Origin of the sequence: Streptomyces sp. NBC_00390, assembly GCF_036057275.1 — a bacterium.
GTDB lineage: Bacteria > Actinomycetota > Actinomycetes > Streptomycetales > Streptomycetaceae > Streptomyces.
This window is the reverse complement of the sequence record NZ_CP107945.1, coordinates 2,343,239-2,358,670: the sequence shown is the minus strand read 5'-3', so window position 1 is coordinate 2,358,670 and position 15,432 is coordinate 2,343,239. Positions and strand designations below refer to the sequence as shown.

The 15,432-nt window shown below is 71.0% G+C and carries 12 protein-coding genes; 9 read left to right on the top strand and 3 right to left on the bottom strand.

The window, feature by feature from the left end:
* Nucleotides 1-39: 39 nt before the first annotated feature.
* From OHS70_RS09655 to OHS70_RS09620, 8 genes are all read left to right on the top strand, one after another.
* Nucleotides 40-2,796 carry a DNA translocase FtsK gene (locus OHS70_RS09655; protein ID WP_328395723.1) on the top strand — a complete coding sequence of 919 codons (2,757 nt, stop codon included), beginning with the start codon at nucleotides 40-42 and terminating at the stop codon, nucleotides 2,794-2,796.
* 190 nt (nucleotides 2,797-2,986) lie between these two features.
* Nucleotides 2,987-3,805 (top strand): helix-turn-helix domain-containing protein, encoded by an 819-nt coding sequence (locus OHS70_RS09650; RefSeq protein ID WP_328395721.1) that lies wholly within the window; start codon nucleotides 2,987-2,989, stop codon nucleotides 3,803-3,805.
* Nucleotides 3,806-3,905: 100 nt separating this feature from the next.
* Nucleotides 3,906-5,387: a 30S ribosomal protein S12 methylthiotransferase RimO gene (gene rimO, locus OHS70_RS09645; RefSeq protein ID WP_328395719.1), complete on the top strand. Its 1,482-nt coding sequence runs from the start codon at nucleotides 3,906-3,908 to the stop codon at nucleotides 5,385-5,387.
* Nucleotides 5,384-6,070 (top strand): CDP-diacylglycerol--glycerol-3-phosphate 3-phosphatidyltransferase, encoded by a 687-nt coding sequence (gene pgsA / locus OHS70_RS09640; RefSeq protein WP_328395716.1) that lies wholly within the window; start codon nucleotides 5,384-5,386, stop codon nucleotides 6,068-6,070. Before rimO ends, pgsA begins: the two co-directional genes overlap by 4 nt.
* On the top strand, nucleotides 6,067-6,576 hold the full coding sequence (locus OHS70_RS09635) for a CinA family protein (RefSeq protein WP_328395714.1): 510 nt from the start codon (nucleotides 6,067-6,069) through the stop codon (nucleotides 6,574-6,576). Before pgsA ends, OHS70_RS09635 begins: the two co-directional genes overlap by 4 nt.
* Nucleotides 6,577-6,685: 109 nt before the next feature.
* Nucleotides 6,686-7,069 (top strand): helix-turn-helix domain-containing protein, encoded by a 384-nt coding sequence (locus tag OHS70_RS09630; RefSeq protein WP_019889909.1) that lies wholly within the window; start codon nucleotides 6,686-6,688, stop codon nucleotides 7,067-7,069.
* A 146-nt stretch (nucleotides 7,070-7,215) separates the two neighbouring features.
* Nucleotides 7,216-7,686 carry a Dps family protein gene (locus OHS70_RS09625; protein ID WP_328395710.1) on the top strand — a complete coding sequence of 157 codons (471 nt, stop codon included), beginning with the start codon at nucleotides 7,216-7,218 and terminating at the stop codon, nucleotides 7,684-7,686.
* Nucleotides 7,687-7,789: 103 nt separating this feature from the next.
* Nucleotides 7,790-8,029 carry a hypothetical protein gene (locus OHS70_RS09620; protein WP_328395708.1) on the top strand — a complete coding sequence of 80 codons (240 nt, stop codon included), beginning with the start codon at nucleotides 7,790-7,792 and terminating at the stop codon, nucleotides 8,027-8,029.
* Here OHS70_RS09620 and OHS70_RS09615 read toward each other — a convergent pair.
* From OHS70_RS09615 to OHS70_RS09605, 3 genes are all read right to left on the bottom strand, one after another.
* The gene (locus tag OHS70_RS09615; protein WP_328395706.1) at nucleotides 7,977-8,741 is read right to left on the bottom strand and encodes an SDR family NAD(P)-dependent oxidoreductase; all 765 of its coding nucleotides are present in this window, start codon (nucleotides 8,739-8,741) and stop codon (nucleotides 7,977-7,979) included. The two genes, OHS70_RS09620 and OHS70_RS09615, sit on opposite strands and share 53 nt — an antisense overlap.
* Nucleotides 8,742-8,773: 32 nt before the next feature.
* Nucleotides 8,774-9,595 (bottom strand): Fpg/Nei family DNA glycosylase, encoded by an 822-nt coding sequence (locus tag OHS70_RS09610; protein ID WP_328395704.1) that lies wholly within the window; start codon nucleotides 9,593-9,595, stop codon nucleotides 8,774-8,776.
* Between the two features lie 193 nt (nucleotides 9,596-9,788).
* The gene (locus OHS70_RS09605) at nucleotides 9,789-14,414 is read right to left on the bottom strand and encodes an ATP-dependent helicase (RefSeq protein ID WP_328395702.1); all 4,626 of its coding nucleotides are present in this window, start codon (nucleotides 14,412-14,414) and stop codon (nucleotides 9,789-9,791) included.
* Nucleotides 14,415-14,551: 137 nt separating this feature from the next.
* On the opposite strand from OHS70_RS09605, the gene OHS70_RS09600 reads away from it, so the two are divergent.
* Entirely contained in the window at nucleotides 14,552-15,424 is an 873-nt protein-coding gene (locus OHS70_RS09600) for an AraC family transcriptional regulator (protein ID WP_328395700.1), read from the top strand.
* The last annotated feature ends 8 nt before the right edge of the window (nucleotides 15,425-15,432 follow it).

The following is a 15,432-nucleotide window of genomic DNA, read 5'->3' as shown; positions in this document are numbered from 1 at the left end:
CACGTGTCCACTGCCGTCGACACCGGTAACCTCAGCACCATGGCCTCACGTACGTCCGGCAAGGGTTCCCAGGGCACGGCGGGCACCGCAAAGCAGCGCGCCGGCCGCACCACGGGCGCCGCGAAGAAGGCGGCGCCCGTCAAGAAGGCCGCCGCCAAGAAGACCGCACCCGCCAAGAAAGCGCCGGCCAATAAGGCCGTTGCGAAGAAGGCGGCCGCTCCCAGGCCGGCACCGTCCCCGACCGGGGGTGTGTACCGCCTCGCGCGCGCCCTCTGGCTCGGGCTCGCGCACGCCGTCGGCGCCTTGTTCCGCGGGATAGGGCGTGGTGCCAAGGGACTCGATCCGGCCCACCGCAAGGACGGGCTCGCGCTGCTCCTGCTCGCCGTGGCCCTCATCGTCGCGGCCGGCACCTGGTCCAACCTGAACGGTCCCGTCGGCGATCTCGTCGAGATGCTGGTGACCGGCGCGTTCGGCAGGCTCGATCTGCTGGTGCCGATACTGCTGGCAGCGATCGCCGTGCGGCTGATCCTGTACCCCGAAAAGCCCGACGCCAACGGCCGCATCGTGATCGGCCTGTCCGCGCTCGTCATCGGCGTGCTCGGCCAGGTCCATATCGCCTGCGGCTCGCCGGGCCGGGGCGAGGGTACCGAGGCGATGCAGGACGCGGGCGGTCTGATCGGCTGGGCAGCGTCCAAGCCGCTGATCTTCACCATGGGCGAGGTGCTCGCCGTACCGCTGCTCGTGCTGCTCACGGTCTTCGGGCTGCTTGTCGTCACCGCCACCCCCGTCAACGCCATTCCTCAACGGCTCAGGCTGCTCGGCTCCAAGCTCGGCATCGTCGACCTGCCCGGCGCGGACGACGAAGCAGGCGAGGACGACCAGCGGTACGACGATCAGTGGCGCGAGGCGATGCCCGCCCGTCCGCGGCGCTCCTCCTCGCGCCGTGGCGAGGAAACGGACGAGTACGACCCGGAATCGGCCGAGGCGGAGGCGCTCTCCCGCCGCCGCCGGCCCCGCAGGCCCTCCGTACAGCCCGCGATGGGGCGGGAGATGGACGCCGTGGACGTGGCGGCCGCCGCGGCCGCGGCGCTGGACGGAGCCGTACTCAACGGGATGCCGCCCTCTCCGCTCGTCGCCGACCTCACCCGCGACGTCACCGCGGACCGGCAGCGCGCCGCTTCCCCGGTGCCTTCCGCGCGCCGGCCCGAGAACCCGGCGCCCGAGCCTGAGGCGTCCGTGCCGGATCTGACCAAGCAGGCACCCGACCCCGACCGGTCCCAGCCCCTGCCGCCGCGCGCCGAACAGCTCCAGCTGTCCGGGGACATCACGTACGCGCTGCCGTCGCTGGGTCTGCTGGAGCGTGGCGGTCCCGGCAAGACGCGCAGCGCCGCCAACGATGCGATCGTCGCGTCGCTGACGAACGTGTTCGCGGAGTTCAAGGTCGATGCGTCGGTCACCGGGTTCACCCGTGGCCCGACAGTCACCCGGTACGAGGTGGAGCTGGGCCCGGCCGTGAAGGTCGAGCGGATCACCGCACTGACCAAGAACATCGCGTACGCGGTCGCCAGCCCCGACGTACGGATCATCTCGCCGATCCCCGGCAAGTCGGCCGTCGGTATCGAGATCCCCAACTCCGACCGCGAGATGGTCAATCTCGGTGATGTGCTGCGCCTCGCGGACGCCGCCGGGGACGACCATCCGATGCTCGTGGCCCTGGGCAAGGACGTCGAGGGCGGCTATGTGATGGCCAACCTCGCGAAGATGCCGCACGTGCTGGTCGCCGGTGCGACCGGATCCGGCAAGTCGTCGTGCATCAACTGCCTGATCACGTCGGTGATGATCCGGGCGACCCCCGAGGACGTACGGATGGTGCTCGTCGACCCGAAGCGGGTCGAGCTCACCGCGTACGAGGGCATCCCGCATCTGATCACGCCGATCATCACCAACCCCAAGCGGGCCGCCGAGGCCCTCCAGTGGGTGGTGCGCGAGATGGACCTGCGCTACGACGACCTGGCGGCCTTCGGCTACCGGCACATCGACGACTTCAACCAGGCCGTGCGCAGTGGCAAGGCCACACCCCCGCCGGGCAGCGAGCGTGATCTGCAGCCCTACCCGTATCTGCTGGTCATCGTGGACGAGCTCGCGGATCTGATGATGGTCGCACCGCGCGACGTCGAGGATGCCATCGTCCGCATCACGCAGCTGGCGCGCGCCGCCGGCATTCATCTGGTACTGGCCACCCAGCGGCCGTCCGTGGATGTCGTCACCGGTCTGATCAAGGCGAACGTCCCCTCCCGGCTCGCGTTCGCCACCTCCTCGCTTGCCGACAGCCGGGTCATCCTGGACCAGCCGGGCGCGGAGAAGCTGATCGGCAAGGGCGACGGGCTGTTCCTCCCGATGGGCGCCAACAAGCCGACGCGGATGCAGGGGGCGTTCGTCACCGAGGCAGAAGTCGCGGCGGTCGTCCAGCACTGCAAGGATCAGATGGCCCCGGTCTTCCGCGACGACGTCGTGGTCGGCGCCAAGCAGAAGAAGGAGATCGACGAGGACATCGGCGACGATCTCGACCTGCTCTGCCAGGCGGCGGAGCTGGTCGTCTCCACCCAGTTCGGCTCCACCTCGATGCTCCAGCGCAAGCTGCGTGTGGGCTTCGCGAAGGCGGGCAGACTCATGGATCTGATGGAGTCGCGCAACATCGTGGGGCCCAGCGAGGGTTCCAAGGCGCGCGACGTCCTGGTGAAACCGGATGAACTGGACGGAGTGCTCGCCGTCATCCGCGGCGAGTCACAGTCGTAACGGTTCCGTGAGCAACCGTTTCCCTTGGTCGTACGTCAAGTTGGAGGGAGGGACACGATGATGTCCTGAGCCTCGGGATGACCGGCCATTCTGATGGCGTACATATTCCTACCGCCCGGTTGCCCCACCCTTTCGTACCACCCCTAAACTGAACCTCCAGCAGGTGGTTACACGCTCGAAAGGCGCCCCCGTGTCCATCGGCAACTCCCCCGAAGACGACCGGCCTTCAGTCGAAGACGACCGGCCTTCGATCGGTCACGCGCTCCAGCAGGCGCGTGTCGACGCAGGCCTCACCGTTGACGAGGTCAGTGCCTCCACCCGGGTGCGCGTCCCCATCGTGCACGGGATCGAGGAGGACGACTTCTCCCGCTGCGGCGGCGATGTGTACGCCCGCGGCCATATCCGTACGCTCGCCCGCGCCGTCGGGCTCGATCCCACTCCACTGATCGCGCGGTACGACGCGGCCCACGGCGGGCGGCCCGCGCCGACGCCCGCGGCGCCGCTCTTCGAGGCGGAGCGGATCCGTCCCGAGCGCCGGCGCCCCAACTGGACCGCGGCCATGGTCGCCGCGATCGTCGCCGTGGTCGGCTTCGCCGGCTTCACTCTCCTCAACGGCGGCGACGGCCAGGACACCCAGGTCGCCGAGGGTCCGGCGCCCGAGACGACCGGTCCCACCAAGGCGCCGCCGAGCAAGCCTGCCGATCCCAAGCCCGCCCCGTCGGACAGTGCCATCGCGGCCGTGCCCTCGGACAAGGTGACGGTGAAGCTGTCGGCCGTGGACGACAAGAGCTGGATCTCCGCCAAGTCGCACAACGGCAAGCTGCTCTTCGACGGCACCCTGAAGAAGGGCGAGAGCAAGACCTTCCAGGACGACGAGCGCGTCGATCTCATCCTCGGCAACGCCGGGGCGATCGAGCTGTATGTGAACGGCAAGAAGGTCGAGGCCGAGTTCGAGATGGGCGGCGTCGAGCGGCTGTCCTACACCAAGGGCGACCCCGAGGTCGGCTAGGCCTGTCAGGACGGCACGTACATCGGCCGGGGCGACGGTACGAGGGAGCGCAGAACCCTCGCGGCAAGGGCGTGGGCCAGGACAAAGTAGTCTTGAGCTCATGCCCGAACGCCGTACCGTCGCCCTTGTCACTCTCGGCTGCGCCCGTAACGAGGTGGACTCGGAGGAACTCGCAGGCCGCTTGGCAGCGGACGGCTGGGAGCTCGTCGAGGACGCCTCCGACGCCGATGTCGCCGTGGTCAACACCTGCGGATTCGTCGAGGCCGCCAAGAAGGACTCCGTCGACGCCCTGCTGGAAGCCAACGATCTCAAGGCTGCGGCTCAGGAGGGGGGCGGCAGAACCCAGGCCGTGGTCGCTGTCGGCTGTATGGCCGAGCGGTACGGCAAGGAGCTCGCCGAGGCGCTGCCCGAGGCCGACGGCGTGCTCGGCTTCGACGATTACGCCGACATCTCCGACCGGCTGCAGACCATCCTCAGTGGCGGCGTCCACGCCTCGCACACCCCGCGTGACAGGCGCAAGCTGCTGCCGCTCAGCCCCGTCGAGCGCCAGCAGGCGACCGATGTGGCGCTTCCCGGCCACGGAGACGTCTCCCCGGCGCCGGAGGACCTGCCCGAAGGCGTCGCCCCGGTGTCCGGCCCGCGCGCGCCCCTGCGCCGCCGCCTCGGCACCAGCCCTGTCGCCTCCGTGAAGCTCGCCTCCGGCTGCGACCGGCGCTGCTCCTTCTGCGCCATCCCCTCCTTCCGCGGCTCCTTCATCTCGCGCCGCCCCAGCGATGTGCTCGGCGAGACCCGCTGGCTGGCCGAGCAGGGCGTCAAGGAGGTCATGCTGGTCTCCGAGAACAACACCTCGTACGGCAAGGACCTCGGCGACATCCGGCTGCTGGAGACGCTGCTGCCGGAGCTTGCCGCCGTCGACGGCATCGAGCGGGTGCGGGTCAGCTATCTGCAGCCCGCCGAGATGCGGCCCGGACTGATCGACGTCCTGACGTCGACGCCGAAGGTCGCCCCGTACTTCGATCTGTCATTCCAGCACTCGGCGCCCGGTGTGCTGCGCGCGATGAGGCGCTTCGGGGACACCGAGCGGTTCTGGGAGCTGCTGGAGACCATCCGCGGCAAGGCCCCGCAGGCCGGCGTGCGGTCCAACTTCATCGTCGGCTTCCCCGGCGAGAGCGAGGCGGACTTCGCGGAACTGGAGCGCTTCCTCGGAGCGGCGCGTCTGGACGCGATCGGTGTCTTCGGCTACTCGGACGAGGAAGGCACCGAGGCAGTCTCGTACGACGGCAAGCTGGACGCGGACGTCATCGCGGAACGGCTCGAGCATCTGTCGCGCCTCGCCGAGGAGCTCACCGCGCAGCGCGCCGAGGAGCGGCTGGGCGAGAGCCTGGAGGTGCTCGTCGAGTCCGTGGACGGTGAGGACGGGGCCGTGGGCCGCGCCGCGCACCAGGCGCCCGAGACCGACGGCCAGGTCCTGTTCACCTCACGCGACGGCCTTGAGCCCGGTCGTATCGTCATGGCGAAGGTTGTGGGTACGGAAGGCGTCGACCTGGTGGCCGACTGTCTTGGCGAGGAGGCGGGCAGATGACCGGAGTGCCGGCATCCGCGGCGGGCGGGACCGGCAGGCCGGCGCCGGGCGGCAAGCTGGGTGCTGCGGCCGTCAATCAGGCCAGCCTGTGGAACATCGCCAACATCCTGACCATGCTGCGGCTGGTCCTGGTGCCCGCCTTCGTGGTGCTGATGCTGCAGGACGGCGGGTACGACCCGGCATGGCGGGCCTGGGCCTGGGCCGCCTTCGCGGTCGCCATGATCACGGACATCTTCGACGGGCATCTGGCACGCACGTACAACCTGGTCACCGACTTCGGGAAGATTGCTGATCCGATCGCCGACAAGGCGATCATGGCTGCGGGCCTGATCTGCCTGTCGGCCCTCGGCGATCTGCCGTGGTGGGTGACCGGTGTGATCCTCTTCCGGGAGCTCGGGATCACGCTGATGCGGTTCTGGGTGATCCGGCACGGAATCATCCCGGCCAGTCGCGGCGGCAAGATGAAGACGCTGGCGCAGGGCACCGCGGTAGGGATGTACGTGCTCGCGCTGACCGGGGCACTGGCGACCCTGCGCTTCTGGGTGATGGCGGTGGCCGTCGTGCTGACGGTCGTCACAGGTCTGGACTATGTGCGGCAGGCGATCGTGCTGAGGCGCAAGGGGCTCGCCGAGGAGCGAGCCGCGCGGGCCGGGGACCGGGCCGGGAAGGGCTCAGCCGGGTGAATACGGCGGCCCGGGTGCTGGCACTGCTTGCGGAGCGTGGTGAGACGCTGGCCGCCGCGGAGTCGCTCACGGGTGGTCTGGTGGCCGCGGAGCTGACCGCCGTGCCCGGCGCCTCCCAGACCTTCCGCGGTTCCGTCACGGCTTACGCAACCACCCTCAAGAGGGATGTTCTGCGGGTCGACGGGACTCTTCTGGAGCAGCGCGGAGCGGTGGATCCCGAGGTCGCGGGGCAGATGGCAATCGGTGTGCGCGATGTGCTGGGCGCCGCATGGGGCATCGCCACCACAGGCGTCGCGGGGCCCGAGCCCCAGGACGGGCAGCCGGTGGGGACGGTCTACGTGGCCGTCGCGGGGCCGGGTCGCGAGGCGAAAGTGGCCGCATTGCGGTTGAACGGGGACCGTGCGGAAATCCGTAGAGAGAGTGTACGGAGAGTGCTCGAGCTGCTCTCCGTAGAACTCCACGAGAATGTGCGGACACAGGATACGGAACACAACGGGGGGACTTGATGTTTGCAGCCCTGAGTGAACACGACATCGCTCCCCGCACGGCCGCGGCGCAAGGCGGTACGGTGGGGCGTGAAGGATGCGGCTACGCGGTCCGAGGAGGGAGCCACCGATGATTCTGCTCCGTCGCCTGCTGGGTGACGTGCTGCGTCGGCAGCGCCAGCGCCAGGGCCGTACTCTGCGCGAAGTCTCCTCGTCCGCCCGAGTATCGCTCGGCTATCTCTCCGAGGTGGAGCGGGGGCAGAAGGAGGCATCCTCCGAGCTGCTCTCCGCGATCTGCGACGCGCTTGACGTACGGATGTCCGAGCTCATGCGCGAAGTGAGCGACGAGTTGTCGCTGGCCGAACTGGCCGAGTCGGCAGCCGCCAGCGAGCCGGTGCCTGCGCCAGTACGCCCGATGCTCAATTCCGTCTCTGTGACGTCGGTGGCAGGTGTGCCGACGGAGCGGGTGACGATCAAGGCGCCTGCGGAGGCGGTCGACGTCGTCGCCGCCTGATCCGCGAAGGCTCTGCACGGCTTGGTTTGCAACTGGGCCCCGGTTGGTACTCGATGCCGACCGGGGCCCATTGCTATTCCCCGAATGAGCGTTTTGTGCAGCTGTGCAATGGTGGACGGTATCGGCGGAACCGAGTGGAGGCATGCATGTCTGTCGTGAAGAGCTCGTTGTCGGACGCGGACCTCAAGACTGTCGGCGGTGCCCTGCAGGGTGCGCTCGTGGATCTGGTGGATCTCGGGCTCGTGGCCAAGCAGGTCCACTGGAACGTGGTCGGCCCACGATTCAGGTCCGTCCACCTGCAGCTCGACGAGGTGGTGGACACGGCGCGTCAGCACTCGGACATCGTCGCCGAACGGGCGTCCGCGATCGGTGTGACACCCGACGGGCGGGCCGCGACCGTGGCCGCTCAGAGTGCGATCGGAGCGGTCCCTGACGGATGGATCAAGGACGGGGACGCCGTGCAGACACTTGTGGACGCGCTCGGCGCGGTCATCGGGAGGATGCGGGAGCGGGTCACGGCGACCGCGGACCCGGATCCGGTGAGCCAGGACATCCTGATCGGGCTCACGGCCGACCTCGAGAAGCACGCCTGGATGTTCCAGGCGGAGAGCGCATAGCGAGGTCGGGGCGTTCCGGCCGGCCGTGCGCGCCGGATCGGCCAACCATGCGCCCTCCCGGGGGTCGAGCGCGTCGCACTAGCGTGGACCGGAGGAGGCAGCCATGGCGATACGCGGGGCGGCCCTCGTGCCCGTCGTCGCGCTCGGGCTCGTGGTGGGCGGAGCGTGGTGGTGGGCAGTTCTGCGGCTGGTGCTGATGCCGGAACAGTCCGGGGCCATCGAGGGGGCGGTGGCGGCCGGCGGCTGGGGGCTGAGTCTGCTTCCGGTGCATGTGACGGCAGCCCGAGGGGTCACCAGGGCATCACGACGCCGCCGTTCGGACGGAGTATCTGACCCGTCATGAAGGACGAGGCGTCGCATGCCAGATGAAGCACGGTATGTGCGATGTCCTCGGGCTCGCCGACCCTGCGCAGCGGGGACATCCTGACCAGAACGGCCTCGGCCTGCTGCTGGAGACCGGCATCGTGACGGTCGGTCATCGGGGTGCGCACCCAGCCGGGGGCGACGGCATTGACGCGGATGGAGTGCGGGCCGAGTTCGGTCGCCAGGGTCTTGGTGAGCTGGACCACGGCTGCCTTGGCCACGCTGTAGCAGAGCAGACCCGCGTTGGCGGCGTCCATGGCTCCGGATGCCATGGTGATGATCGAACCGCCCGTGCCCGCGGCGATCATGGCTCGGGCCGACTCCTGGCAGGCGTAGAGAACACCCTTGAAATTGACGGCGAGAACGTGGTCGAGGTCTTCGTCCCGGGTTTCCAGGACGGGGCTGGTGTGCATGATCCCGGCGATCGCGGCCATGATGTCGAGCCGCTCCACGCTGAGCACCGCTGCGCGCAGCTGGGCGCGGTCGGTGACGTCCAGCGTGTGGGTCAGGGCGGTGCCGCCGATGCCTGTGATCAGGGCGCGGGTCCGGTCGAGGCCCTTCTCGTCCAGGTCGGCGCAGTGGACCGTGGCGCCCGCCTCGGCGAGCAGGACGGCCGTGGCGCGGCCGATACCGCCGGCCGCTCCGGTGACGAACGCGGTGCGCCCGGTGAGGTCGTACGCCGTGAGGCCCATGCCGGGACCGTACGACTGGATCTGACGGATCGTCAACTGATCGGTCCCGATTGGCAGCGCGGGCACCAGAAGGTGGGGCGCTCGCGGCTGCCGTCGCCCTGGTCGGCCTTGCGGATCAGGGTGCCGCAGCGGGGGCAGGGGCGGCCCTCGCGACCGTAGACGTACAGCCGTGGGGCCGGATGACGGGCGGCGGCGGGAGCGGGACCGGTGGTCGTGGTGCGAAGGTCGGGGCGGTCCTTGTTCGCGTCGAGGAGGCGGCGGGCGGTGGCGACGAGCCGCTCAGGAATGCCGGGCGGGAGTTCGCCGATCGGGAGCCAGGGCGTCACCCGTGCCAGGAAGGCCAGCTCGGACTTGTAGACATTGCCGATCCCCGCGAGATTGCGCTGGTCGAGGAGGGCTTCGCCGAGAGGGCGGGCCGGGTCGGCGAGCAGATTGGCCACGGCGGTCGCCGGATCCCAGTCCGGGCCCAGCAGATCGGGTCCAAGATGCCCGACGACCTGGTCCTCGTCCGTCGTCCTCAGCAGTTCCAGCACGGGCAGGCGGTAGCCGACCGCGGTGTGCGAAGCGTTGCCGAGGATGGCTCGGATCTGGTGCGCCGGCCCGCCACGCCAGCGCTCACCCGCGCCGTACACCTGCCAGGTGCCCTCCATACGCAGATGCGAGTGCAGGGTGAGACCACCCTCGATGCGGGTCAGCAGATGTTTGCCGCGCGGGGTGACGTCCAGGACACTGCGGCCGGTGAGATCGGTGGTCGCAAGGCGCGGAACCCGCAGATCCGACCGGGTCAGCGGCCGTCCGGCGAGGGCGGTGTGCAGGCGCTTCGCGGTCAGCCAGACGGTGTCTCCTTCGGGCATGTGTCCATGATGCGGGCGAGTCGCTGCGCGGGAGTGCTTTCCCGGCCCTGCCTTCCCGGCCCCTGCCGCACGGACGGCCGGTGGGCCGTCCGGCGAACGGCGGGCCCGCCACCGAGTACGGCGGGGGACAGAGCGCCGGCGGCGGGGCCGCCGCTGGGGGAGGGGCGGGTCGGGGAAGGCCTCGCTGAGGTGGTCAGGGACGCAGTCGCAGCCCCCTCGGAGTGGCGTGGAAGCCCGCCGTCTCCAGCGCGCGGCCCAGCGGAGACGTCAGGGCCGGCGTGCCGTTCACCCGCTCCACCGTGACGGAGCCGAGCGCACCCCCACGCGCCGCCGTCGCCAGGGCCTCCGTCGCCGCGTGCAGTGCCGGCGACTCCTCGTCCGTCGCCCAGGACAGCAGCGTCTTGCCGCCCCGCTCCATGTAGAGCGTCAGCTCGCCGTCGACCAGGACCACCAGCGAGCCCGCCTTGCGCCCCGGCTTGTGGCCCGCGCCCGTCGGCGGCTCCGGCCACGGCAGCGCTGCACCGTAGGCGTTGGCCGGGTCGGCGGCGGCCAGCACGATGGCGCGTGGCGCGCTCTGCCCGTCCGCGCGATCCCGGGCGGTGGCCGCCGCGCGCAGCCGGTCGACGGCGCCGTCCATGGCGAACTGGGCTGCCCCCAGCCCTTCGATGACATAGCCACGGCGAGCCTGTCCGCTGTCCTCGAAGGCGGACAGGATGCGGTACGTGGCGGAGAAGCCGCCTTCGACCCCTTCGGCTGCGACAGCGCCGCGGGTCACTACGCCATGGCGGTCCAGGAGCGTACGGGCGAGAGCGTGCGCCCGGTGGGTCGGCTCGGGTTCTGCCGCCGGCAGCAGGGACCAGCGGCCGCTCACCGTCGGCGGCCCCGTCCGCGACACGGGCCGGGCGGCGGCGGTGAGGCTGCCGTAACGCCCCCTCGGTACCGTGCGCTTCGCCCGGTGTGCCGTGGAGCCCGCCGTGCGGCCGGAGCCGAGCAGCGAACGCAGCGGGGCCAGGGTGTCGTTGGTGAGCCGACCGGACCAGGCGAGATCCCAGACGGTGTCGGCCAGTTCGGGATCGGTGGCGTCCGGGTGGGTGGTGGCGCGGACCTGGTCGGCGATCTGGCGGAAGAACAGCCCGTACCCGCCCGAGAGCGCGGTCAGGACCGATTCGTGGAGGGCGGTCAGCTCCAGCGGGTGGGGCGAGGGAAGCAACAGGGGTGCGGCGTCGGCGAGATAGAGCGAGACCCAGCCGTCCTTGCCCGGGAGCGCTCCGGCGCCTGCCCACAGAACCTCCCCCGTTGTGGTCAGTTCGTCGAGCAGGGTGGGGGCGTAGCCGGTGACCCGGGAGGGGAGGATCAGCTTCTCGAGAGCGGACGCGGGCACCGCGGCACCCTGCAACTGCTCGACGGCACGGGCCAGTCCGTCGATGCCCCGCAGGCTGTTGCTGCCCAGGTGCTGCCACTGCGGCAGGAAGGTGGCGAGCGCGGCGGGCGGAACCGGCTCCAGCTCGTGGCGCAGGGCAGCCAGCGACCGGCGGCGCAGCCGGCGCAGTACGCCCGCGTCGCACCACTCCTGGCCGATGCCGGAAGGGTGGAACTCGCCCTGAACCACGCGGCCGCTTGCCGCGAGCCGGTGCAGGGCCCCGTCCGTGACTGCCGCGCCGAGCCCGAAGCGGGCCGCTGCCTGCGCCGAGGTGAACGGTCCGTGTGTGCGCGCATACCGGGCGAGCAGGTCGCCCAATGGGTCCTTGACCGGCTCGGTGAACGCCTCCGGGACCCCGACGGGAAGCGCCGTGCCCAGTGCGTCCCGCAACCGGCCGGCATCCTCGACCGCGGCCCAGTGGTCCGCGCCCGCGATCCGCACGCGAATGGCCCGCCGCGACCCGGCCAGCTCCTGGGCCCACCCGGCCTCACTGCCGCGCTCGATCAGCTCTGCATCAGTGAGCGGACCCAGCACCCGCAGCAGATCGGCGACGCCCTCCGTGTCCTTGATCCGCCGGTCGTCCGTGAGCCACTGCAGCTCGCGTTCCAGCTCGCTGAGCACCTCCGCGTCGAGCAGTTCCCGCAGCTCGGCCTGGCCCAGCAGCTCGGCGAGCAGCCGGGAGTCCAGCGAGAGTGCCGCGGCGCGCCGCTCGGCGAGGGGCGAGTCCCCCTCGTACAGGAACTGGGCGACATAGCCGAAGAGCAGTGAACGGGCGAAGGGGGAAGGCTCCTGGGTGGTGACCTCGACCAGGCGGACCCGGCGGGACTCGATGTCACCCATCAGCTCCGTGAGTCCGGGGACGTCGAAGACGTCCTGGAGACATTCGCGGACCGCCTCGAGGACGATGGGGAAGGACCCGAACTCGCTCGCAACCTGAAGCAGTTGGGCGGCGCGCTGACGCTGCTGCCACAGGGGTGTGCGCTTTCCGGGGGTGCGCCGCGGTAGCAGCAGCGCACGGGCGGCGCACTCGCGGAAGCGCGAGGCGAACAGCGCGGAGCCGCCGACCTGGTCCGTGACGATGTGGTCGATCTCGCCCTTGTCGAAGAGTGCGTCCGCCGCGCCGATCGGTGCCTGCTCGCTGTCGAACGTCGTGTCCAGATGGACCGGATCCTGGTCGAGCAGGTCGAGGCCCATCAGATCGGCGTCCGGCAGTCGCAGCACGATGCCGTCGTCGGCGTGCATCACCTGCGCGTCCATGCCGTAGCGCTCGGCGAGCCTGGCACCCAGCGCGAGCGCCCACGGGGCGTGCACCTGAGCGCCGAACGGGGAGTGGATCACGACCCGCCAGTCACCGAGCTCGTCGCGGAACCGCTCCACCAGGATGGTGCGGTCATCGGGGACATGACCGCACGCGCGGCGCTGCTCGTCCAGATACGCCAGTACGTTGTCGGCCGCCCAGGCATCCAGACCCGCGGCGAGCAGCCGCAGCCTGCCGTCCTCGTCGGACAGGCCCCCGACCTCGCGCAGAAACGCGCCGACCGCCCGTCCCAGCTCCAGCGGTCGGCCCAGCTGGTCGCCCTTCCAGAACGGCAGCCGGCCCGGGACGCCGGGGGCGGGGGAGACCAGCACCCGGTCGCGGGTGATGTCCTCGATCCGCCAGGACGTGGTTCCCAGGGTGAAGACATCCCCCACCCGGGATTCGTAGACCATCTCCTCGTCGAGCTCACCGACCCGGCCGCCGCCCTTCTTGGGATCGGCGCCGGCGAGAAAGACTCCGAACAGGCCGCGGTCGGGGATCGTGCCCCCGGAGGTGACGGCCAGGCGCTGGGCACCGGGCCGGCCCGTGACCGTACCGGCGACGCGGTCCCACACCACACGGGGCCGCAGCTCGGCGAACGCGTCGGAGGGATAGCGTCCGGCGAGCATGTCGAGGACGGCGGTGAAGGCCGACTCCGGGAGGGACGCGAACGGGGCCGCCCGGCGGGACAGTGCGAGCAGGTCGTCGACCTGCCAGGTGTCCATGGCGACCATGGCGACCAACTGCTGGGCCAGCACGTCCAGGGGGTTGGACGGGACGCGCAGCGACTCGATCGAGCCGGTGCGCATCCGCTCGGTGACCACGGCTGCCTGCACGAGGTCGCCGCGGTACTTGGGGAAGACGACGCCCGTGGAGACGGCGCCCACCTGGTGCCCGGCGCGGCCCACCCGCTGCAGCCCTGAGGCCACGGAAGGCGGCGACTCGACCTGGACGACCAGGTCCACCGCGCCCATGTCGATACCCAGCTCGAGGCTGGAGGTGGCGACGACCGCGGGGAGCCTGCCGGCTTTCAGGTCCTCTTCGACCAGGGCACGCTGCTCCTTGGAGACCGAGCCGTGGTGCGCGCGGGCGAGCAGCGCCGGCGCTCCCTTCGCGGCGCCGGACTGCGCCATGATCTCGGCCGGCGGGGCTCCCTCGGGCATCGCCTCGCCCGTGGCCCGCTCGTACGCGATCTCGTTGAGGCGGTTGCACAACCGCTCCGCGAGCCGGCGGGAGTTGGCGAAGACGATCGTCGAGCGGTGCGCCTGGACGAGGTCGGCGATCCTCTCCTCGACGTGCGGCCAGATCGACGGCTTCTCCCCAGCGCCCTCGGACGCGTCGGTGGCGGGGGAGCCGCCCAGCTCACCCAGGTCCTCGACCGGTACGACCACGGAGAGGTCGAACTCCTTGCCCGAGGGCGGCTGGACGATCTCGACCCGGCGCTGAGGCGAGAGGAAACGCGCAACCTCGTCCACCGGCCGCACCGTCGCCGACAGCCCGATCCGGCGGGCCGGTCGCGGCAACAGCTGGTCGAGCCGCTCCAGCGACACCGCGAGATGGGCGCCGCGCTTGGTCCCGGCCACGGCGTGCACCTCGTCGAGGATCACCGTCTCGACACCCGCCAGCGCATCCCGGGCGGAGGAGGTGAGCATCAGGAACAGCGACTCGGGCGTGGTGATCAGGATGTCCGGCGGCCGGGTGGCCAGCGACCGGCGCTCGGCGGCCGGGGTGTCGCCAGAGCGGATGCCGACCCGGACGTCGGGCTCCGGCAGCCCGAGGCGCACGGACTCCTGCCGGATACCGGTCAGCGGGCTGCGGAGATTGCGCTCCACGTCCACGGCGAGCGCTTTGAGCGGCGACACGTACAGGACCCGGCAGCGTGCCTTCGCGTCCGCGGGCGGCGGCGTGGACGCGAGCCGGTCGAGGGCGGCCAGGAAGGCTGCCAGCGTCTTGCCGGATCCGGTCGGCGCCACGACCAGGACGTCCGAGCCTTCCCCGATGGCCCGCCAGGCTCCCTCCTGCGCGGCGGTGGGCGCGCTGAACGCCCCCGTGAACCAGCCTCGGGTCGCGGGGGAGAAGAGGTCGAGCGCAGTCCTGGCCATGTCCCCCATCGTGCACCCGGCCACTGACAACGGAAGCCCGCCGGCGATTCCGGCGCCGGACGACGCCTGCCCACTCTGCGTGTCCACCACCTGGACGGACTGCAGGCGGCCCGGCGGGCGGGCGCAGAATGGTCTGTATGGACACGGACGGGGCGGCGGACCGGAAGGGCGAGTGGGCGCGGCACTGGCAGTACCCGGGCGTACCCGGTCTCGATCTGCTCAGGGCCCGGTACGTGCGCCACTCATTCGCCCGTCACACCCATGAAGGGTTCGTCCTCGGCGCGGTCCGCCGCGGGATCGAGGACGTCGTCATGCCGGAGGGCACGATCCAGGCCAGACCCGGCACCGTCGTCATGATCAACCCCGAGGTGCCGCACTCGGCCCGTGCCGGGGTGCCCGAAGGCTGGGTGTACTCCACCCTCTACCCGTCGTCGGAGCTGATCGCCTCAATCGCGGCGGAGACGACCACCCTGCGCGGCACCGCGGCGTTCGCCGAGACCATCGTCGAGGACCCCGACACCGCCCGCCTCGTGCACGAGGTGCACCGCGCGGCCGAGGAGGGCAACGCGCTCGCGGCCGACAGCCTGCTGCGGATCGCCGTCGCCCGGCTGCTGCGCCGGCACGGCCGCTCGCTGCCTGCCCGTACACCCACGGAGTCCGGTGCACCAACCGCGGCGCTCGCCAGGCAGCTCCTCGAGGAACGCATGACCGAGCCGCCGTCCCTGGAGGAGCTGGCACAGGAACTGGACACCAGCCCGTTCGCCCTGCTGCGCGCTTTCAAGGCCAGCTATGGACTGCCACCGCACACCTGGCTCACCGACGCTCGGGTGCGCAGCGCGCGCCGCCTGCTGGATTCGGGCGTCGCACCGGCCGAGGCCGCGGTCGCCGTCGGCTTCACCGATCAGCCTCATCTGAACCGGCACTTCACCCGGATCGTCGGCGTCCCGCCGGGGGCGTACCGCAAGGAGCGCGCAAGAACGTACAAGACCGGCGACGGCGCTCCTGCGTAGCGTCGCGG